Annotated in this window: 15 protein-coding genes; 8 read left to right on the top strand and 7 right to left on the bottom strand. The window is 52.9% G+C overall.

The window, feature by feature from the left end; genetic code table 11:
- Positions 1–28: 28 nt before the first annotated feature.
- The 4 genes from JMJ04_RS35150 to JMJ04_RS35135 all read left to right on the top strand — a co-directional run bounded on the left by JMJ04_RS35150 (position 29) and on the right by JMJ04_RS35135 (position 3724).
- Entirely contained in the window at positions 29–874 is an 846-nt protein-coding gene (locus JMJ04_RS35150; RefSeq protein WP_201375034.1) for an ABC transporter permease, read from the top strand.
- 119 nt (positions 875–993) lie between these two features.
- On the top strand, positions 994–1725 hold the full coding sequence (locus JMJ04_RS35145; RefSeq protein ID WP_201375033.1) for a 3-keto-5-aminohexanoate cleavage protein: 732 nt from the start codon (positions 994–996) through the stop codon (positions 1723–1725).
- 108 nt (positions 1726–1833) lie between these two features.
- Positions 1834–3132: an ATP-binding response regulator gene (locus JMJ04_RS35140; RefSeq protein ID WP_201375032.1), complete on the top strand. Its 1299-nt coding sequence runs from the start codon at positions 1834–1836 to the stop codon at positions 3130–3132.
- A gap of 181 nt (positions 3133–3313) precedes the next feature.
- Positions 3314–3724 (top strand): response regulator, encoded by a 411-nt coding sequence (locus JMJ04_RS35135; RefSeq protein WP_201375031.1) that lies wholly within the window; start codon positions 3314–3316, stop codon positions 3722–3724.
- Positions 3725–3751: 27 nt separating this feature from the next.
- Here JMJ04_RS35135 and JMJ04_RS35130 read toward each other — a convergent pair whose 3' ends face one another.
- Complete coding sequence (locus JMJ04_RS35130) at positions 3752–4297, bottom strand: hypothetical protein (RefSeq protein ID WP_201375030.1); 546 nt, start codon at positions 4295–4297, stop codon at positions 3752–3754.
- Positions 4298–4433: 136 nt separating this feature from the next.
- Complete coding sequence (locus tag JMJ04_RS35125; RefSeq protein WP_201375029.1) at positions 4434–4922, bottom strand: nuclear transport factor 2 family protein; 489 nt, start codon at positions 4920–4922, stop codon at positions 4434–4436.
- A gap of 353 nt (positions 4923–5275) precedes the next feature.
- On the opposite strand from JMJ04_RS35125, the gene JMJ04_RS35120 reads away from it, so the two are divergent.
- The 3 genes from JMJ04_RS35120 (at position 5276) to JMJ04_RS35110 (ending at position 11836) form a co-directional block, all read left to right on the top strand.
- On the top strand, positions 5276–8740 hold the full coding sequence (locus JMJ04_RS35120) for a PQQ-binding-like beta-propeller repeat protein (protein ID WP_201375028.1): 3465 nt from the start codon (positions 5276–5278) through the stop codon (positions 8738–8740).
- 558 nt (positions 8741–9298) lie between these two features.
- Positions 9299–11050, top strand: coding sequence for a peptide ABC transporter substrate-binding protein (locus JMJ04_RS35115; protein ID WP_201375027.1), 1752 nt, complete (start codon positions 9299–9301; stop codon positions 11048–11050).
- 252 nt (positions 11051–11302) lie between these two features.
- The gene (locus JMJ04_RS35110) at positions 11303–11836 is read left to right on the top strand and encodes an SRPBCC family protein (protein ID WP_201375026.1); all 534 of its coding nucleotides are present in this window, start codon (positions 11303–11305) and stop codon (positions 11834–11836) included.
- Between the two features lie 73 nt (positions 11837–11909).
- On the opposite strand, the gene JMJ04_RS35105 is transcribed toward JMJ04_RS35110, so the two are convergent.
- The 4 genes from JMJ04_RS35105 to JMJ04_RS35090 all read right to left on the bottom strand — a co-directional run bounded on the left by JMJ04_RS35105 (position 11910) and on the right by JMJ04_RS35090 (position 18738).
- A complete protein-coding gene (locus JMJ04_RS35105; protein ID WP_201375025.1) occupies positions 11910–12866 on the bottom strand; it encodes an alkaline phosphatase family protein in 957 nt (318 codons plus the stop codon).
- Between the two features lie 194 nt (positions 12867–13060).
- Positions 13061–17929, bottom strand: a complete 4869-nt coding sequence (locus JMJ04_RS35100; protein WP_201375024.1) for a cation-translocating P-type ATPase — start codon at positions 17927–17929, stop codon at positions 13061–13063.
- A 96-nt stretch (positions 17930–18025) separates the two neighbouring features.
- Positions 18026–18472 (bottom strand): hypothetical protein, encoded by a 447-nt coding sequence (locus tag JMJ04_RS35095; protein ID WP_201375023.1) that lies wholly within the window; start codon positions 18470–18472, stop codon positions 18026–18028.
- Positions 18469–18738, bottom strand: coding sequence for a hypothetical protein (locus tag JMJ04_RS35090; RefSeq protein ID WP_201375022.1), 270 nt, complete (start codon positions 18736–18738; stop codon positions 18469–18471). The genes JMJ04_RS35095 and JMJ04_RS35090 overlap by 4 nt, the downstream gene beginning before the upstream one ends.
- 340 nt (positions 18739–19078) lie before the next feature.
- On the opposite strand from JMJ04_RS35090, the gene JMJ04_RS35085 reads away from it, so the two are divergent.
- Positions 19079–19366, top strand: a complete 288-nt coding sequence (locus JMJ04_RS35085) for a DUF1330 domain-containing protein (RefSeq protein ID WP_201375021.1) — start codon at positions 19079–19081, stop codon at positions 19364–19366.
- Between the two features lie 13 nt (positions 19367–19379).
- On the opposite strand, the gene JMJ04_RS35080 is transcribed toward JMJ04_RS35085, so the two are convergent.
- Entirely contained in the window at positions 19380–20087 is a 708-nt protein-coding gene (locus JMJ04_RS35080) for an alpha/beta hydrolase (protein WP_201375020.1), read from the bottom strand.
- Between the last annotated feature and the right edge of the window lie 50 nt (positions 20088–20137).

Below are 20137 nucleotides of genomic sequence, written 5' to 3'. Positions count from 1 at the left end.
GACTGTTAAGAAGAAGAGGTATAGATATATGGTCTGGCTTACCTGGCGGCAGCACCGTGTCGCTCTGCTCATAGGTGTGCTCTTACTGGCCTTCTATGCGTTTATCCTGCTGGGACGCAACTATGACACCTATTCATTTCAGTTTGAAGTTGTAATGTTATTGCCGCTGCTTGTCGCTGTCTTTGTGGGTGCGCCGCTGGTGGCACGTGAGCGTGGGCAGAAGACGCATTATGTGGCCTGGCTACAGGGAACCTCGCGTACGCGCTGGCTGGTGATCAAACTGGCATTGGTGGCGGCTGGTGTGTTGGTGCTCGCTACTGTCCTGGCTTTTCTAGAGAATGCTTTGCAGGATATGCTTGTGGGGGATGACCCGTTTGAGATCTGGTCGCGCTACCTTGTCACGGGGCCGGTCGTTGTTGGGCTGATGCTCTTTGGCTTGATGCTGGGTGTGCTTGTTGGTAGCCTTACCCGGCGCAGTATTCTAGCTATGGCACTGACCTTTGTGCTCTGTACGATATGCATCGTCGTGTTTAGTAATGAATATCAATACCTGGTGCCACCTCATGTGCAATATATGGAGTATCATGGAAATGGGTATTGGGGTCAGCAGGGGGAACTGGTGACATACGCGGGCTTTGCTGATCGCCAGGGGCAGGAGACGGGCGATATCCATAGCTATTGTGATTGGCATGACTCAGCCTCTAATGGCAATGTAAATAAATGCATCCGGGACCTTAACCTACAGTGGAAGACGGTCTACCAGACGGAAGATAACTACTGGCCGCTGCAATACGTGGGTGGTGCGCTCTTGCTTGTGCTCTCGCTACTCTTTGGCATTCTAGCCATCGTGCGTGTGCGAACTATCCGAGATTGAGGAAATATAGCTAATAACGAAGAGAAAGCGCATCGCGATGCGCTTTCTCTTCGTTATTAGCTATAAGGCGTATTTGTTTCATTGTAGCGAAGACTAGCAGGATAGGAGAGGATAGTAGAGTGCTGATCAAAGCATGTTTAAATGGGAGTCGCGAGCGAGATGAACATCCTGGATTGCCCTTGATGCCTGAAGAACTGGCGCGCGAGGCGCGTGTGGCGATAGAGGTTGGCGCAGGAGCCTTGCATATTCATCCACGAAACAGCCATGGAGTTCAATCGCTGGCCCCCCAGATCATTGGTGAGGCGCTCCAGGCTGTGCGCAAGAGTTGTCCAGGCATACCTGTGGGTGTAAGCACTGGCCTCTGGATCGAGCCCACTATGGAGCGGCGTCTGGAGAGTGTGCGTGCGTGGCGAGTGCTGCCAGATTTTGCCTCGGTCAACTTCTCGGAGCCAGGCGCGCCTGAGCTTTGCGCGCTCCTACAAACGCGTGGCGTAGGCATCGAGGCTGGACTCAGCACGCTTGAGGATGTGGAGGCATTCCTGGCATCAGGATATGCGCCGCGCTGCCTGCGGATCCTATTGGAGCCGGAAGAGGTGGAGGTGTGTGCAGCCTTGCGCACGGTTGAGTCTATCGTGGCACGCCTGCGCACGGCGCGTGTGTGGCGGCCGCTCCTCTTGCATGGCTTTGAGCAGACAGCCTGGCCCCTACTGGACGCCGCGCTGGCTCATGGTTACGACACACGTATAGGCTTTGAGGATACCCTGGCCCTGCCAGATGGCAGCCGGGCGACAAGCAATGCGCAACTGGTGAGTGCCGCTGTGGAGAAGGCAGACTTGTACCATTACTTATAGGCGGCTTATTTTGGAGACGGCTCACATGCTTTTCTGAGCAGGGAAGAGATCTGAAGTTGACATAGGGCAATCTCGTCTTTTACAATCGATAGTATGGAGAGAAGAAACGTGTTACCTTCAATGGCGGATGCACGACTACTGGTAGTGGATGACGATCCCGCTTTATTGCAAGCTCTTCCTCATATGTTGAGGTTGCGCTTACAGAACCTGCATGTAGATACTGCGGAATCGGTGCAGCTCGCGCTTGAGCTTGTTCGAGCGCAGAGCTATGACGTCATTGTCAGTGATATAAAAATGCCCGGTATGGATGGTTTTGATCTGCTAACTGCTTTGCAGGACTTACAGCCAGAGACTCCTGTGTTGTTAATTACGGGCCATGGTGAGCATGACCTGGCTATTCGCGCACTCCGTGGTGGCGCGTATGATTACATACTTAAGCCGATAGATCGTGATGATTTCGCCGCTGCGGTACGCAGAGCCATCGATACAGTCCAACTCCGCCAACAGGTGAAACACCAGCAGCAGGAGCTTGAGCAGTATGCGGCCTCGCTTGAGCAGCAGGTATACCAGCGTACTGAGGAATTGCAGCAGGCGAACGTAGCGCTTGCGTCCGTCAATGAATCTAGAGAACAGATGTTGCGCATGGTGGTGCACGAAATGGCGGGCCCCCTTACCAGCGTTAAAGGCTTGATGCAATTGATGAAGCGCCAGGTGCGGCGGGGACAGTCGGGGGAGCGGCTCGTGCAGAATTTTGACACCGTCGAGGGTGCTATTAAACGCATGGAGCGACTTATAGCTGACCTGCATGATGCCGCCCATATCCAGATGCAGCAATTTCATGTGCAGCGTGAGCAGACCGACCTGGTCGCGCTCTGCCAGCAGGCCATAGATGAGTTCGCTTGTGAGCGCGTGGCGCCGACTGTCTCTACAGAGGATCAGTGCATAGGAGTGGTGGATGCTCAGCGGCTCAGCCAGGTGCTACTCAATCTGCTTAATAACGCGCGCAAATACTCTCCAGCTGAGAGACCAATAAGCGTCACCTTTCAGGCACGTGAGCAAGAGATATGCATTGCCGTCCAGGATGAGGGCGCGGGTATCGCCCCTAATGCTCTACAGCACATCTTTGAACAATTTTACCGAGTTGGGGGAGTAGAAGGGCAACCTGGTTCTGTGAAGGGACTGGGGTTGGGACTCTATATTGCCCGTGCTATTGTTGAGGAGCATGGAGGACGACTAGAGGTACAGAGCAGGTTGGGGCAGGGCAGTACTTTTTCCATTAACTTGCCAACGTCCGAATTAGCGGTCAACGCGGCGAAAGAGGCTTTTAAGATGGGAACATGGTCTCGGCTGTGGAAAATTGAGTGGCAGAATCCTCAACTTGATCCTCTCTCATCCGTAAATATGTAGTAGAATGGATTGCTTTCCCCTGGAAAAAAACTGTATCATGGTATATGTTGAAGAGTATTGAAATCACCAACTTCTTATACGGAAACCCCCCTATTCGGGAGCATGGCGCCACTTACGTGGCTAGCGCTCCGCGCTCAGGTTTCTGATAGGTAGCATCTAGTTAAGTTAGAGGAATCAGAGGATGCCAAATGCGTACGGCCCTGAGGATCTTACAAAGCTGTCAAGGAAGACGATTCTCGTTGTCGAAGATGATATCCATGTAGGATACTTTTTAGCGCAAGCGCTTAAAGAAGAGGTTTCCTATAAAGTCATTTTTGCTACAGATGGCTTGCAGGCGCTCAGAATGATTCGTACTGTGCTGCCAGACCTTATTTTATTGGATTACCATCTGCCCCATATGGATGGTTTAGAGCTTATCGACCATCTACGCGCCTCAACCGAGAGTGAGCATATTCCAGTAATTCTCATTAGCGGCAATCTCCCTGAGCGCTTGCCCAAGCGCAGGAATGTCATGTATCTCAAAAAGCCATTTGAGTTGGATGCCCTCCTACAGCATGTCACGGACCTGTTGGAGCGTTCGACCCCTGCATAGGAGAGGGGCATCCAGAGGTGAGCCTGGCTAGGAGCCAGGTGTCGCGATGACTTTAATGATGCGCCCGGTTGGTACGGGAGGCTGATAGCCCTGTCCGACCTGGATGCGCTGGATCAGCATATAGTAGCCCGCAGGCATGGATGAAGGCAGTTGCAGATTAGCATCGACGGCCTTGTCAGACCAGTTATTGGTCTGAATAGGTGTAATTGTTGCCTGCACATGGCCTGCGATATTATTGCCATCGAAGCTAATGGCCTTCTTAAGGCTCTCTATGCTAGTAAAGGGACCTACCAGTCCGGCCTCAATCTTTATAGGCTGGGGTTTATTATCGAGGGTATCCTGTCCAGATTGTGTAGCCCAGGAGAGAACAACGTTTTCGCCTGTTTGATAGGTATAGGCTACCTCCTGAGGATTGGTTACGCGATCCTTTGGCAGACTGGCCATGGTGGAATAGGTATAGGTTTTATGTGTAGGTGCCTCGGTCAGGCCACAGGCACTCACAATCAGCATCAGTTGTAGGAGCAGGAGGGGAAGCGCCAGGCTTCTTGCCGCTCGCACTATTGGCCCAAGCACGGTATTTGCGGTATCCTTTCGAACTCTGTATTGATAATACTGGGTAGAGATAATAGCATGAAGCTGTTATTATGTTCCCTATTATAGCAACGAGGGTGGCCTACAGACAAAGGCCACCCTCGTTGCCATCTTTTACCTAAATTCTATCTAAGGAGAGAATCTTCCAGGTTGATCCCTCTTTCTTCATGGTCAGGTGTGAGTGATAGTGCACGCTGGCATTGCGATCAATAGTAGTCACAATCTGCGTTCCATCGCTGCTACCAGGAACCATCGTAATATCGGTGATAGCCCCACTTTGGATAAAGGCATTCTGGGCCATCTGAGTAAAGCTCTCCTGGGTCAGTTTCTTGCCATCGGTGGTTGTGGCGTTGGCATCAAGATAGGCATATGCTTTCGCATAGTCGCGATCCTTGAGGGCCTGATAATAGGTAATAGCAGTGGGAATGCTACTTACAGCGGATTTGGAAAAGGTTGGAGCCGGGGCGGGCGAAGTGATAGCGTTCGTCTGTTGTTCCTGGCCTGATAATTGCTTAGATGAACCTGTGCCCTGGTTTTGATCATTACAGGCAATGAGTAGAATAGCCAGGCAAGTGATGAGCATGACAATAAAAAGTGAGCGTTTCATACGAATACTTTCAGCCTTTTACACCGAAAAGGCGATACTCCTTCTGTTCTTTTCTTGTGACTGATAAAATACGCGTTATCTAATGTAACTAACGTCTATTATGCTGGTTAGTTCCAGTATCTGGAATTTTGATCAGGACTTTTGTCTATAGGTAGAGGTAAATATTCCAAATTAATGTTTGCTGTATTATACTACAGAAACATCTCAAATTATGTCTATTATAGTAGAAAAGTTTTATCATTCTCTCGGGGCGAAGGGATGGGGGAAACTATCTTTCTATATGCCATCTTTTTTGCTCGTTTTGCCGCAATAAATATCTGCATTTGTATGTATGCTACGTAAGGAGAACATGGATGATGTCCAGCCCCCAACCTCCCCGCCGCGCATCCTTATATGCGCACCTATCCATTCATCCGGGGAGAAAGAGGTATTCAACGTTCCTCATTATAAGCCTGGTGCTCCTCGTGTGTATTGTGGGAGGAACGTTTCTGACTCTCGATGAGATTTTGCCTAACTTGAAGGCCCATGCAGCAGCAGATAGTGCTATTTTGACCTATAAGGGTGACAATAATCGCACTGGTGCTTATGCAAATGAAACGACCCTTAACAAGAGCAATGTTAATGCCTCTCAGTTTGGCAGGCGTGTAAGCTATCCAGTAGATGGCCAGGTCTATGCGCAACCGCTCTTCGTTCCCAACCTGACAATTGGAGGCGTGACGCACAACGTGGTCTTCGTTGAGACAGAGCACGATGGTGTGTATGCCTTCGATGCGGATCAGACCACGCCTACGCAGCCGCTGTGGTATACCAGCTTTCTTAAGTCTGGTGTGACGTCCGTGCCATCAGGCGATGTGGCCTGTAACGATATGGTGCCCGAGATTGGCATTACGGGGACGCCAGCTATCGATAGTGCGAGCAATACCATGTACGTGATCTCCTATACTAAGGAGAACGGTGCACCTATTTATCGTTTGCATGCCCTGGACATCACTACGGGACAGGATAAGACGACGCCCACAGTCATTCAAGGCTCAGTTGCCGGAACTGGCGCGGGCTACATAACTGGCAGTGACGGGAAAAAATATATCCCCTTCCGCGCGGACCGCGAGCGGAATCGCTCGGCGCTCTTGCTAGCAAATGGGCAGATCTATATCGCCTTTGCCTCGTTTTGTGATAACCAGCCCTACCACGGCTGGATTATGTCCTACAGCACCAGCTTGCAGCAAACGGCCATTTACAATAATACGCCGAATGGCTCTGGTGGTGGTATCTGGGGTGCGGGCAACGCCCTGGCCTCTGATAGTGCTGGTAACATCTATACTATTTCGGGCAATGGCGACTTCGACATTAATAGTGGTGGCCCAGATAATGCGGATTCCTTCGTCAAACTTTCACCTCAGCTACAAACGCTCGACTACTTTGCCCCCTTCAACCAGAAGTGTTTACAGAACGCGGATGCTGACCTGGGTTCGGGTGGTCCTTTGCAGATTCCTGGCACTAATGAGCATATTGGTGTAGGGAAAGAGGGCCGCATCTACGTTGTCGATAATGATAACATGGGTAAATTCACCCCTGTGTCTGGTACTCTGGATTGTAATAACGTCAGCTCGACTATTATTGACAAGGTAAAGCAGGAACTGCCGCCACACCTGGTCGGTGGTGTCTACAGTACGCCTACCTATTGGAATAACAACGTCTACTTCACAGGTGCGAGCGATAGCATTAAGGCCTTCTCCTTCAATCCAACGACTGGCCTGCTCTCGGCAGGTTATACGTCGAAGACACCAGAGACCTTCGCCTTTACTGGCGGTGGCTCGGTCACGTCTAGCAATGGCACAGACGTTTCGACAGCGATTGTATGGGCTCTGGACCCCAATGGCCTCCTACGCGCCTATGACGCGACGAACCTGGGGAATGAACTCTACAGTGATAGCTTTGGTCAAAGCATTTTCGCGAAATTTACTGTACCTGCTGTGGCCAACGGTGAGGTATTTGTAGGTACGAAGAATAGCCTGCTTATCTACGGTTTGAACGCGGGTAGCACGTCGACGCCAACTCCTGGTGGTACGTCGACATCAACGCCGACACCAACTCCAAACCCACAGGTGACGTTTAACAATGTAGGCATTACCGATGATACGAATCCTGGCGTGGGTAACTTCGATGGAGGAAACCGCAGCTACTCCTTGCAGGCATTGCAAAATAGCGGCCTTGTCACCGGTGATAATGTCTTCTTTAACAATATGGTTTTCACCTGGCCAAACGCGGTCGCGGGAACGCCGGATGATTACCTGGCGCAGGGACAGACGGTGCCAGTAGCACCCATCGCGAACGCGAATGTGCTGGGCTTCCTGGGCGCGTCAAGCGGTGGACCTGCATCCGGTAGAGCTGTCGTTCACTATACGGATGGTACTTCTCAGGGCTTCACTCTTGGCTTTAGCGATTGGACGCTTGGTGGTGGTAAGAGCCCGGTCTCCTTTGGTAATGGCAAAAAGGCGATCATGGCATATCGCAATACGCCCAATGGCCTGGAGGGAGTAAACACATATGTCTTTTACGCGGACGTGGCTCTTCAGGACGGCAAAACGGTGCAGAGCGTGACGTTGCCATCAACTGTTGTTGGTGGACAGTTGCACGTCTTCTCCATTGCAACGAAGGTTGGGACTGTCTCGACTCCAGTCTCGCCAAATGTTCCTTTTAACAATGTTGGCACCAGCGATGATGGGCAGCCAAAATCTGGCAGCTTTGATGGCTTGAGAAGTTATTCTGCCCAGGCGATGCAGTCTGCTGGTCTTGTGCCGGGAAGTTCGCTGACGGCGTACGGGACAACCTTTGTCTGGCCGGCTTCGGATCCTGGAACGCAGAATAACTATATTGCCCAGGGACAGAAGATAGCTATTACACCTGTGGATAACGCGAGCACCCTGGCCTTCCTGGGGTCCGCGACAAATGGACCTTCAAGTGGGCAGGCCACGATTACCTATACCGATAATACAACCCAAACCTTTACCCTGGGCTTTAGTGATTGGACGCTGGGCGCGAATGCAGCTGCGCCCTCATTCAACAACCTGGTAGTGATTTCAACCCCCTATCGTAATACGCCCACTGGGAAAGAAAATGTTAGCACCTATGTGTTTTACACCGAGGTTGGTTTGCAGGCAGGCAAAACCATCGCAAGCGTAACACTGCCAGGCAGTGTCAAAGGTGGTCAACCCCATGTCTTTGCTGTCGCAACCAAGGCAAACGCGCCTTATGCAACAAATCCCTACTCTATGGTAGGCACCAGCAACGATAACAATACCCGCGCTGGTAACTACGATGGTGGTGGATATAGCTATTCGGCCCAGGCGCTCTCGGGGAGTGGTATTAAGCAGGGTGGCTCTGTCTTTGCCAATGGGGCAAGCTTTATCTGGCCTGCGGTTCCCGCAGGGGCGGTAAACAACTACGTTGCCAATGGACAGACCATCCCGGTCAACGGCAGCTTCGGGTCGAACTACCTGACCTTCCTGGGTTCCTCGACCAATGGCGCGACCAGTGGAACTGTGACGATTACCTATACCGATGGTTCGACGGACACAGGGACGCTGGGCTTTAGCGACTGGACATTGAATGCTGGTCGAGTAGCACCATCCTTTGGTAACCTGACGGTGTCAAAGACAACCTATCGCAATGGTCCCAATGGAAAGCAGAATGTAAACACTTATGTGTTCTACACTGATATTCCAATTAATCCGAAAAAGACCGTATTGAGTGTAACGCTCCCAACGGCAACGACGGGCGGTGGTCGCATTCATGTCTTTAGTGCCGCGACACGCTAGTCTCAGTGTAGGCTACTCAGCAATAAACAGCTTGTACCATTAATCAGTACAGATTGAACCAGGGTGAGCGAGAACATATAGCTTATGTTCTCGCTCACCCTGGTTTTATTGCATCTTAATTTGTGAGTACGAGACTATTATAGTGACTCATATTTTATTTTTTTTGATAAATATGGTGCTAGCAAAATAAATATTCTTGGAAATTCCATGAGATTGTGTGAGATTATTAAGATATGCATACGTATTATATACATAAGATAGAATTATCACTTCATGAGAGGGCTAAACATTTAGTCTGCCGGGCGATTGCTGAAGCATACTTGGTTTCGCCCCTGTGGTTTTAAGCAAGAGGAAAAGATCTAAACGCGAATGACCGCTATCCTCACGCATTTTTCGAACCTACATTGTATCGGAACACCCCCGCTGTTCAAGTCTAGAGTAAATTCTTATACGAAAACCAACCCCCTTCGGGGGCGCGGCGCCATTATCGTGACTAGCGCTTCCCTCATTCGGGGACAAGCGCGCTCAGGTTTTCGACAGGAAGTAAGGAGTATTTGCATGAAACGTGGCAGACGTATTGCCATAACTTTTCTGCCTGCTCTTCTCTGTTTGCTTTCCATGCTGATTTCGGCGTGTGGGAGCAACTCAGGAAGTAGCACAGGTAGTAAATTACCTGATAACAAGCAAATTTATGTGCAGCCTCTTAGCGGCATCTCTGATGTGGCAACACTTGATCCCGCCCTATCTACCGACTCCGCCTCGGTCAATTCACTCGAAACGATGTTTACCGGCCTGGTACAGCTCAACGATAAGCTTGAGGTGTATGGAGAACTAGCGCAGTCCTGGACGACCTCTGCAGATGGCCTGACCTGGACCTTTAAGTTGCGTCCCGGTCTGAAGTTCAGTGATGGTAAGCCTCTGACTTCAGACGATGTGGTCTTTAGCATTGATCGTGCGCTCAAGCCAGAACTCAAATCAACGGTTGCCCCTGCCTACCTGGCGCTGATCAAAGATTCGGATAAGCGTAACACGGGCAAGGTTTCAACCTTGATCAATGATAGCCTCTTCGCGCCCGATGCCACGACCGTCAAGATTGTGACCACGCAGAAAGCGCAGTATTTCCTGGACGCCCTGACCTATCCTACCTCCTATGTGGTAGAGAAGAGCATGGTGCAGAAGTATGGCGACACCGACTACTTTAAGCACCTGAGCGAGGGCGGTTGCTCCGGTCCCTTCAGGCTGGACCAGCGCCTCTCGGGTCAGTATATTAGCTTCGTACCCAATGCGAACTATTGGGGTGCCAAGCCACAGTTGAAGAAACTGGTCTTCCCCTTCTACAAAGATCCCCAGACGACCTACAAAGCCTACAAGGCCAACCAGGTCGACTACGCGACCGTACCGACCAGCAACCTGGATGAGGCGCGTGGCTTTGCCAACAATCAGTTCCGCCAGGTTCCTGAGCTGACCATCGACTACTTTACCATGAACTACCTGGTGAAGCCCTTCAACAACGTGAAGATTCGCCAGGCGTTTGCGCTCTCGATTGATAAAGACTTGATCGCTCAGCGCATCTGGAAGGGCGCACGTATAGCCTCCAACCATATCATCCCCAGCGGCATGCCTGGTTACAATGCGAACCTGGTGGGGCCTGCAGGCGTCAAGGAGACCAAGGGTGATGTGACCCAGGCGAAGAAATTGTTGCAGGAGGGTATGCAGGAAGAGGGCTATACCAGCGCGAACTTCCCCCAGATCACCCTCACCGTAGCCACCCGTGGCGACCAGGCGACCAAGAACGAGTACCAGTTCTTGCAGCAGCAGTGGAAAGACAATCTCGGCGTGAATGTGATCATTAACGACGAGGAATGGAACAAACTGCTGGACGATACCGCGAGCTCGACGGGCAATGTCAAATCCTTGCAGATGTGGGTCATCGACTGGATCGCGGACTATCCCGATCCCGAGGACTGGACCACGCTCCTGTTTGGTAAGGGTTCGAGCTATAACCAGACCAACTACGGCATGGGTCAATCTAAGGATGTTAGCACACAGCAGCAGATCCAGGATCTTATGCTTAAGGCTGATGCCAACCAGAATACTGCTGAGCGCATCTCACAGTACAACAAAGTTGAGCAGCAGATGATTGACGATGCCGCCTGGGTACCCATCGACCAGCGCACCGCGACCTACGCGCTCAAGTCGTGTGTCCATGGCGTTGTAGATAACGCGCAGCAGATCACCCCTCCGGCTGACTGGGCCAATATCTACAAGACAGGTGACTCGACCTGTGCGAGCACCAGCAAATACGAGTAAGCGCGCGTAGAATTAATACATACAATGAGGCGGCCGGGCAAAGCCCGGCCGCCTCATTGTATGTATTAAGGGAAGAGGATGAATAGCATGATAAATTGCTAGAGGTGAGTTAAACGATGTAACGAAGTGCGGAGCAAATCAGTGTAGTGTACGGAAGGAAAAACCGCCCGAATTTGATGGGAGGGGAAAAGGGAGATGCCGGAGGGTGGCCATCAAGGATCTTACCTTCGTTATAGTCAAAGGAGTAAGTAAATGGCTAAGAACTATGCGGAACATCATGCTTCTGTAGTTGTAAATGCGCCTGTGAACCAGGTGTATGCCTTGTTCTCTCACTTTAACGATTTCCCGAAGTTTATGAGCTTTGTGAAAGAAGTCACCTACTACGACAACCAGAATAGTCACTGGGTGGCGGATGTTGCCGGGCGCCACGAGTGGGATGCCATCAATGAGAACTGGATTGAGAATCAGCAGATTGGCTGGCGCTCGACCAACGGCCTGGAGAACTTTGGCAAGGTGACGTTTGAGCCAACTGGCAGTAACCAGACCAGGGTCGATGTCTTTCTGAACTATAATCCACCCGCCGGTCCCCTTGGCGATGCTGGCGAGAAACTGGGCGTGGGTAGTCGCTTTGATAATGCCCTCCAGCATGACCTGGATCATTTTGCGCGGATGGTGCAAGATGCCCCTGCGGGCGCCCTGGATCCTAACTCCTCCTATTACCTTTTCCATGGTGACAGCGCCGCAGCAAAAGGTGGCACAACGCAGCGCCAGAACAGAACAATGTAAGGTAGTCCTATACCCAAAAAGCACCGGCCATGCCTAAACAGCATGGCCGGTGCTTTTTGTATCTCACACAAGACTAACGCCAGGTATCGCTGATGGGTTGGGCGTGCGCGCTATTGTTGGCATAGGGCAGGCCATACATGTCTTCGAGCGTGCGCAGGGTATTATAGTGGTTAAGATTCTCGCCATAGTGTCCAGCCTTGACCATGGGGCCAACGAAGAGGGTTGGAATCTGGTTGGCCGAGGTATCATTATCCTCATCCCAGGTGACGATCAGCAGGCTATTATGCTTTTGTGCCCATTGGACATAGCTATCGAGGTGCTGCTTCAGCCAGTTGTCGGCCTGCTCAACTGAAGCGGAATGCATATCGTTGTTCTGATTGGGGATCACGAAGGAGACGGTTGGTAGCGAGTTGTAATCGCTGGGAAAGCTGGAGAAAGGCTGGTTGGCGCTGGTAGGCACATTGCCAAAGTCGCTCCAGGGATTATGCTTGCGCGCGTACATCTGGAAGAACCACCAGGGAGCGTAGCAATCGCTAAAGCCAGTATGGGGCATATCTTCGGAGTAGCCGCTGAAGCTGTGCCCCGCCTGTAGTAGTTCCTGGCCCAGGTTCGCACTCTGGAAGCTCTGAGGGCAGTCATCGCTGGAGAGATTGAAGGTCGAGCCTGCGAAGAGCGCCAGGTAGTTTGGCTGGCTGGGATGCGTGATGCCATGCATATTGGTGAGGGAGGCGCCACGTGCAGCCAGGGCATTGATATAAGGCGCGTCCTCATTACCAATGATCTGAGAGTAGCTATGGTTCTCCTCAACAACGACCACGACGTGATCAGGCATGGGGAGATTGGCTCCAGAGCGCTGGTGTACTACACGGTGAGAGATAGGTTGTGTAGTGTGTTGGGCGTGCGCGCTTGAGTAGATGAGGAAGCCCGTGGCGATGCTGAGCAACAGTAGCAGAAATACAGCCGTATAGCGCCAGAGGGGTGAGCTAAGAGCACGGTAGAGAGAGAAGCGCGACTCGTGGCGCGTCTGCATAAAGAACCTCCTACGAAATAAGATGGATATGGTGAACACATTGAGAGATAACAAGCTGGCAGGTCTGCCTCTCTCAAAGGAGCTTATGGAAAAATAAACGAATGTTTGGTGATTTATGACGTACCGTGCTACGGCCTCAAAATTACATGAGGTATCTGGCGATTAGTGATTATTAGTACCAGTATAGCGTTTTTTCAGGCCAGCGCCACGTTTTGCTGCGTGTTAATGTGTGGTATGGCGGCGGGAAGCTTCACCTGGTCGTTGCGCAGAAGCTCAAAGAGGCGATTTAGCGCGAAGGCCAGGAGCGCGCTGGCACCCAGGATAGCCCAGCCGATGGGAGTGGGCGTGACAAACTGGAGCAGGTCACGCAGTAAGGGGAGCGTTAGAGCAGCAATAAGCACAGCACTTGAGCCGACGACAGCGGTCAGGACAGGACGAGTCAGAGCGCCTTCGGCGCGCCCGATGTCGAGGGTCTGGGCAAGCTGGGTAGCGACGATACTAGCGAAGGCAATGGTGCGAGCCTGAGCGAGACCCGAGGGAAGCGTCAACAGGTACGCGCCCAGCGCGGGCAAGGCGCTGATAAGCGCGCGCCGAAGAATATCGTCGCGCAGAGGTCGGTCAAGTGCGGCGGTACCCTCGCGTTTAAGAGTTGCCAGGTGGCGGTGCTCTGGCTTTTGGAGTGTGACGGCCAGCGCGGGCAGGATATCAGTAATGGCGTTCATGGCGAGGATCTGGCGGGGTGTAAGCGGTAGTTCTAACCCAAGTAAACTGGTACCTACCATCAGCGCTAGCTCGCCCAGATTTCCACCCAGCAAGAGGCCAAGCGAACGCCGAATATTGCGCCAGAAGCTGCGCCCCTCAATTAAGGACTCGACGAGTGTAGAGATTTCATCGTTCATAATGACAACATCGGCTGTCTGGCGCGCGACCTCAGTTCCTGTATGGCCCATAGCAATACCGATATCGGCGAAGCGCAGAGCCGGGGCATCATTCACGCCATCGCCAGTCATGGCCACGGTATGACCCCTGGCACGCAAGCATTCGACGATGCGTAGTTTGTGTAGAGGAGTGGCCCTGGCGATGATGGAGGTATGTTCAAGGCGTGTGGCCAGCTCTTCCTCGTCCAGATTGGTAATGTCTGCTCCCATCAGAAGTTGCTGTCCATCTGGGAGGCCAGCCTCCCTGGCGATGGTACGGGCGGTCTCCGGGTGGTCGCCTGTAATCATTATGACGCGTACCCCCGCCTCCTGGCAGCGTTCGACAGCGGTACGTACGGTCGAGCGCAGAGGATCGCTGATGGCAATAAAGCCCAGGAAGGACAGGTCCTGTGGATCATCAATGTTTGTTATTGCTGCTCCCTCGGCGACCATGAGAATGCGCAGGCCACGCCGGGCCAACTCTTGCGCTCTGTCCAGAAGGGCGTTGCGTTGGGTCTCGTCTAAGGCACGCTTCTTCCCTTTCAGATAGAGCCAGCTACAGCGAGCCAGGAGCACCTCAGGCGCTCCTTTGAGATTTAGCCTATGAGAGGTCAGGGTCGCGTGAAAAGCGCGTACGGGATCAAAGGCAACCTCGTCCTCGTGAGAGACGCAAATTTCTTCAGCCAAGCCTAGTTCTATCGCCCCCTGGATAATCGCTTCATCAGTTGGATGCGCACTGGCCTCGGGCGCGTTTGGATGCGGACTGGCCAGTGCTGCCGTTACAAGCACATGATGTAGGGATTTGGTTAGTCGGGCCGGAAGGTGTACTTCTCTTTCAGTGTCGGCGACGAGGCTTAGTTCCAGATGGCCTCGGGTCAAGGTTCCAGTCTTATCTGTGCAGGCCACATCGACGCGACCCAGCGCCTCAACCGCCGAGAGACGGCGTACAAGTGCGTTATGAGTCGCCAGGCGGCGCGCTACTCCTGCCTCGCCAACTTTTGTTAACAGCGGTAGCCCTTCGGGAACGCTGGCCAGGGCAATTGATGCCCCTGTTGCTAGCAGAGTATCCAGTGCGCGTCCCTGAAGGAGACCGGTGACAATGACAACGCCACCACCCAGGAGAGAAACGGGGAGCAGGACGCGCAGCATACGTGCTAGCCTGGAGCCAAGCGGGCTCTGCTCGGTCTCGGCGGTCTCCAGAGCGGCGGTTGTAGCTCCGATGCGTGTCTGGTTGCCGACTGCGACCACGACGGCTTTGCCCATGCCTGTCGTCACGTCGCTACCTGCCAGCACGATATGCGTGTTATCGCTTCCCTCGGACGGGTCTTTTGCAACGGGAAGCGATTCGCCTGTAAGGGAGGCTTCGTCAACCTCCAGCCCCTGGGCCTCGATCAGGCGAGCATCAGCCGCGACACGCTCTCCTGGTGAAAGGAAGAGAATATCTCCGGGTACGACATCGTTGGCAGAGACACAAATGATGTGGTTGTCGCGTAGGACATGAGCGGTGGTGCTGCCCAGGCGTTGCAACGTCCTGGCTATTTTGTTGGCCTTCTGTTCCTGCCAGGCGCTAACAGCCATGTTGATAAGAATGGTTGTAGCAATAATGCCGACGTCGGCACTGGCACCAAAGAGGAGCGAGAGCACCGCACCACCCGCGAGAATAGTGTTGAGCGGGGAGCGAAGCTGTTCAAGCAAAGCCAGGAGCATGCGATTCCGTTGGGCATGAGGTTGTGCTTGATGCAAACGCTGTTTCGACTCCTGGCTTGAAAGTCCCGTGATACGGCTATGCAAGTTCTGCAATACGCGCTCGCTGCTCATCTGGCCCCAGCGCTCGGGATGAGGGTCGGCTAGCTGGGAGAGTGAGGAGGCAGGGCGCCTCTGACCACGCAGGTGTAGCCAGCTATCGGCCAGAGCGCCCAGCGCAGCCAGGTAGAGGACGCGCGAGGCCAGAGCTATTCCGGGTGCACCACGCCAACCCCAGACCAGGCCAGTGATATTCGAAAGAAGCGAGAGCAGAATTGAATCCCGCGTAGCGCTCTCGCGCTTCTTGCCTGCGATGATAATAGCTATCAGCGCAAAGAGGTCGGGAGCGAGAAGGTCCGCGCGCGCCGGCAGACGTTTCTCGCCATTGAGCAGACCAATAGCCAGGTCACAGGCAGCGAAGGCCGCCGCCGCGCCCGCGTGATCTGAAACATAAGCGACACGCTTCCCCGCCTTTTGTTTCTCCTGAATGAGAGCAGACGCATCGTCGCTTTGTAGTAGCGAGATTCCAGCCCGCCGTGCCAGGGCCTGGGTCGCCTCCTGGTTTTCGCTGATAAGAATGTGCAATTCTATGCCCAGTCTTTGACATGTTTGTACCAGGCGAGGGGCATCAGGAGCGAGGCGTGGGCGTATGGCCAGTACACCAAGGATCTCTTCGGGTGCTTGTGGCGAGTTGGCGCGACGTAGTGAAAGGAGCAGGCAGTTGCGATGGCGTTGGAGAAAGGATGGTGAGAGAGACGAGTCAACATTTTCCAGGGGACCGAGGATATAATGCCCCTCCTCGGTGATGGCACGAATACTTTTACCGTCAAAATGAGCCAGCGAAATATGGAGAGGACCACGCGTCTTGAAGATGGGTCCCCAGGGAGAACCAGCGGCCGTCGAAATATTTGTGGCCAGTTCTAGCAGTTCTTTTGTCTCGATCTGTGGCGAAAGCGAGAGGGCATCGACCATTTCTAGACCCTCCAGGAGAAGTCGTGCGCCATCGAGAAGTACGACCTGGGGTTGGCGAATCACACGATCCTTACGTGTGCCAACGACGATGGTCCCTGCCTTGAGCGCGTACATCGAAGCCCCCAGGTCCGAGCTTTCGGCTCCGACCATGGCTGGTCGGGGATTCACAAGGACCAGCGAGGCGAGCGTCTGGGTGAATGAGCGTGTTAACAGGGCTGTGCCAGCGGCGTAGAGCAGCGAGAGTGGGCTGAGGAGCTGGATATAGCGATCATAGAGGGTGGGAGCGACTGGAGCTGGGCGCGGTGTGGTAGTGAAACCCGTGAAAGAAGGTTGCATTTGTAGCTGAACGGTAAATGGCCCACCGTAGAGCTGGTAGCCAGCGGAAAGCTCCAGGCCAGGCGTAACCGCCATGGGTACTCCTTCGCGAGTGATGCCTGTACCAGCACCCTCCAGGACGCGGGCGTCCATGGGAACTTTCCTCCCACTTTCCAGGTGTAGAACAGTTCCGGGGCGCAGATGAGGTTCATTGGCTTCCTGTTCTTCATAGCGATGCCAGGAGGTGCGGCGTGCTCGCACCTCGGTCAGCAGACGGAGAGACTCGCTACCGATTGTGAGCAGGCCCAACACGCTACCACCCAGCGTGAGCGTAATAATTCCCGGCACATTAAATAGCAGATCGCTTGTGGCTTTCCCCACCAGTCGGCGCAGGCCATGTCGAATTGGAGGAATACCCTGAAGGATGCCAATGATGCTCGCGATCTGAATGGCTTCTGTTGCACCAGGGAGTGGATCGGTCATACCAAGGAGGCGGCGTATAGAAAGAACCCCCAAGCCCAGTGTGGCTCCCAGGGTGCGTATGCTACTTTGCACGAGTGGCCTTGGATCGAGGGGGTGGGTTGGCTGGTCCTCCCCTGGCAGGTCAGGGAGGTCGACTCCAGCCACCATAGAGACAAGATCATCCAGCTCTTGTTCGTGTTCTGTAAACTCGACAAGTACATGCCCGGTGGACCAGCGTATATGGGCATGGACATTTTGGCGGCGTTCCAGGGACTCGACCACGCGTTGGGCTACGGTTGGATCACGTTCCAGACCACGTACAGGAATAGAGGCTCGTACCAGGTTAGCATTTTTCTCCTGATGGATGGAGAGAGGAGTGTGAGTAGTTTTTTGCCCCTGTTTTGTCTCAAGAGAGGAGGGGTCAAGCGTCTCTAATGTGGTGAGAATAGCTTGCTGGTCGTTTTTTTGAGAATCATAACCTATGAGCACATTGTGAGTGAACTCGTTTGCCTGTACCTTCTGGATGCCGGGTAACTGGCGTATCCGCTCTTCTAACACAAAACGATTGCGCCCATTCCACCAAGGGATATTAAGGCGTATACGTCCAGGTAGGGCGTGGACAATGTGTAGCTCTTCAGCAGTGGCTATGCTCATAATATTTCTTCCCAGGTGCTTCCTAGAAGTGACAGACACCGGTCCGACCGTAGAGTGTGATGGATATATTGTCCATCACACTCTACGGTGTCATGACTACCTGCTCTCACGTGCCTTATGATGTCTGTGTTTCGGTGGGGCTGAAGCTTGCGATGCCTCTTCTGTATGTGGAGTGCGGACGTGATGTGCTTCAGCTAGAATATCTTCCGCCTCTTCGCGTATGCGCGAGCCAGCTTTCTGGAATTGCGCGCTGGTACGCGAGAGGGTCGTATTCAGGCGATGCCCTACATCATCCACTATCTCCTCGGCTCTACTCATATGAGGGTTGCTGCTACTAGCCGTGGCCTGTTCGGCCTGTTGAGACTGCTCCATGCCTTCTGGGGTATGTTGCGCTCTTTCTGGATGCTGCCTGCTTCCCAGGTGATGCATAGCATGATTAAAACGGCCAAAGGCGTAACCAAGTTGATGCCCTAAGTGTTCAGCCGGACCCTCATCGCTCTCAGAGCGGTCTGAACCTGGCTGCTGTTGATGTTCTGGCTTCATCGTTCCTGACCTCCCGCAACTCCAGGAGGTTGCATCTCTGGAGAAAGATGTGCTCCATTTGTTGATACTTCATCTTGATCGGCCTCTTTCAGGCCATGCCCAAACCCCTTGAAGAATGAGTTCACTGCTTCGCCTGCTGCCAGGACACCGGCTGTGCCATAGACGGCACCCTGGCGTACAAGTTTGCGTGCGCGCGGCGAAAAAACGGTCGCGGCGACGACAGCGGTCACAGCTACCTCAGGTTCTAGATAGTCTTCGAACTCCATTTTTGTGCCACCTTTCGCTGCATATAGCAACAAATCCAACCCCCTCTTCGGGGAGTAGACATATCCTAATGGATAAGTAAGCAAGGAGAAATAAAATGTAATATAGAATACACGTATGACGAAAGCCCAAAGATACTAAGTCTTCTGTAATTATGTAGAACTGTTTGCCACGCCAGGCCTCATTCTGGGTATGAGATGTGGTGGAAAAATGCCGCAGGCATTTTTCCACCACATCTCATATAATGTAGGGTCACGCTTGCATGGACTAAGAAGCGTTTGGGGTAGGGAGGCAGAGCTTGCTCTGCCTCCCTACTTGAGATAGAAATGAAAGGAAAGAGTTATGGCCGCATATTTCATTGTGGATGTAGAAGTGAACGATCCCCAGATGTATGAGGAGTACCGCAAACTGGTGGGACCCACGCTGGAGCGCTATGGTGGGAAGTTCCTGGCGCGTGGAGGCGCGACAGAGACCATTGAGGGTGATTGGCGGCCGAAGCGCCTGGTCATAATAGAGTTTGAGAACGCGGACCAGTTTAAGCGCTGGTACTACTCGCCCGAATATAGTGAGGCCAGGGGTATTCGCTTCAAGGCGTCCAGCGCGCGGGCGGTCTTGCTTCAGGGAATATAAAACGAGTTAGGCATCAAGAGCCAGAGAGCAGAAACCAGCTTAATGCTTCGCGCGCAATGTTCTCTGGCACATGATGCCCACCTGGAAATTCATGATATTCAACGGCGTACTTAGCCTGTCGCAATTGATTGACAATGCGCCGGCTACAATAATCAATGGGGAGCACAGGATCACGTTGCCCATGGGAGATATAGACGCGAGGTAAACCCTGATATTTCGTTGGCTTCATAAAGCCGGGAGAAAAGGCAATGATATGTTTGAACATATCGCCATTTATGAGTCCAAGCGAGAGCGCGTAGGAAGCACCATCAGAGAAACCTTCGACTGCTATACACTCCGGATCAATTATATAGCGGCTGAATATCTGTTCCAGCGCCTTATCGATGAGTGCAACATCGGGTCCATAGTGCCCGTCCGTAATGATGTCCCAGCTCTGTGAGCGGGAGGAAGGCGCGAGCAGGAGCAAACCAGATTCCTCGGCGTGCGACTGAAAAGGTAAGCGTCCTCCTGTCGCGTTACCGCCCGCTCCATGGAGCATGACGACGAGTGGTGCTGGATAATCCGGCGTATATGCATGGGGCACATACAGGAGACAGTCTCCCGTTTTCTCTATGTCCAGAGAATGGATCCCTGGTGAGCTGATGCTATGTATGTGTCTGCCCGGTTGTGCATGTAGCCGTCCCCAGTTGTGACTTGCTTGTGTCTGTTGTGTGTCTCTCACTGCGTTTGCCTCCTTTCCCTTGTCACGTTTGAACAAGACGAGAAGGGAAC

Origin of the sequence: Ktedonobacter robiniae (assembly GCF_016587375.1) — a bacterium.
Classification (GTDB): Bacteria; Chloroflexota; Ktedonobacteria; order Ktedonobacterales; family Ktedonobacteraceae; genus Ktedonobacter; species Ktedonobacter robiniae.
This window is presented reverse-complemented; position numbering and strand designations above follow the sequence as displayed.

What these genes read in the sequence shown, in the direction of transcription:
- JMJ04_RS35150 (WP_201375034.1), top strand. Translation starts at nt 29, where the DNA reads ATGGTCTGGCTTACCTGGCGGCAGCACCGTGTCGCTCTGCTCATAGGT.
- JMJ04_RS35135 (WP_201375031.1), top strand. Translation starts at nt 3,314, where the DNA reads ATGCCAAATGCGTACGGCCCTGAGGATCTTACAAAGCTGTCAAGGAAG.
- JMJ04_RS35125 (WP_201375029.1), bottom strand. Translation starts at nt 4,922, where the DNA reads ATGAAACGCTCACTTTTTATTGTCATGCTCATCACTTGCCTGGCTATT.
- JMJ04_RS35120 (WP_201375028.1), top strand. Translation starts at nt 5,276, where the DNA reads ATGATGTCCAGCCCCCAACCTCCCCGCCGCGCATCCTTATATGCGCAC.
- JMJ04_RS35115 (WP_201375027.1), top strand. Translation starts at nt 9,299, where the DNA reads ATGAAACGTGGCAGACGTATTGCCATAACTTTTCTGCCTGCTCTTCTC.
- JMJ04_RS35110 (WP_201375026.1), top strand. Translation starts at nt 11,303, where the DNA reads ATGGCTAAGAACTATGCGGAACATCATGCTTCTGTAGTTGTAAATGCG.
- JMJ04_RS35105 (WP_201375025.1), bottom strand. Translation starts at nt 12,866, where the DNA reads ATGCAGACGCGCCACGAGTCGCGCTTCTCTCTCTACCGTGCTCTTAGC.
- JMJ04_RS35100 (WP_201375024.1), bottom strand. Translation starts at nt 17,929, where the DNA reads ATGAGCATAGCCACTGCTGAAGAGCTACACATTGTCCACGCCCTACCT.
- JMJ04_RS35095 (WP_201375023.1), bottom strand. Translation starts at nt 18,472, where the DNA reads ATGAAGCCAGAACATCAACAGCAGCCAGGTTCAGACCGCTCTGAGAGC.
- JMJ04_RS35090 (WP_201375022.1), bottom strand. Translation starts at nt 18,738, where the DNA reads ATGGAGTTCGAAGACTATCTAGAACCTGAGGTAGCTGTGACCGCTGTC.
- JMJ04_RS35085 (WP_201375021.1), top strand. Translation starts at nt 19,079, where the DNA reads ATGGCCGCATATTTCATTGTGGATGTAGAAGTGAACGATCCCCAGATG.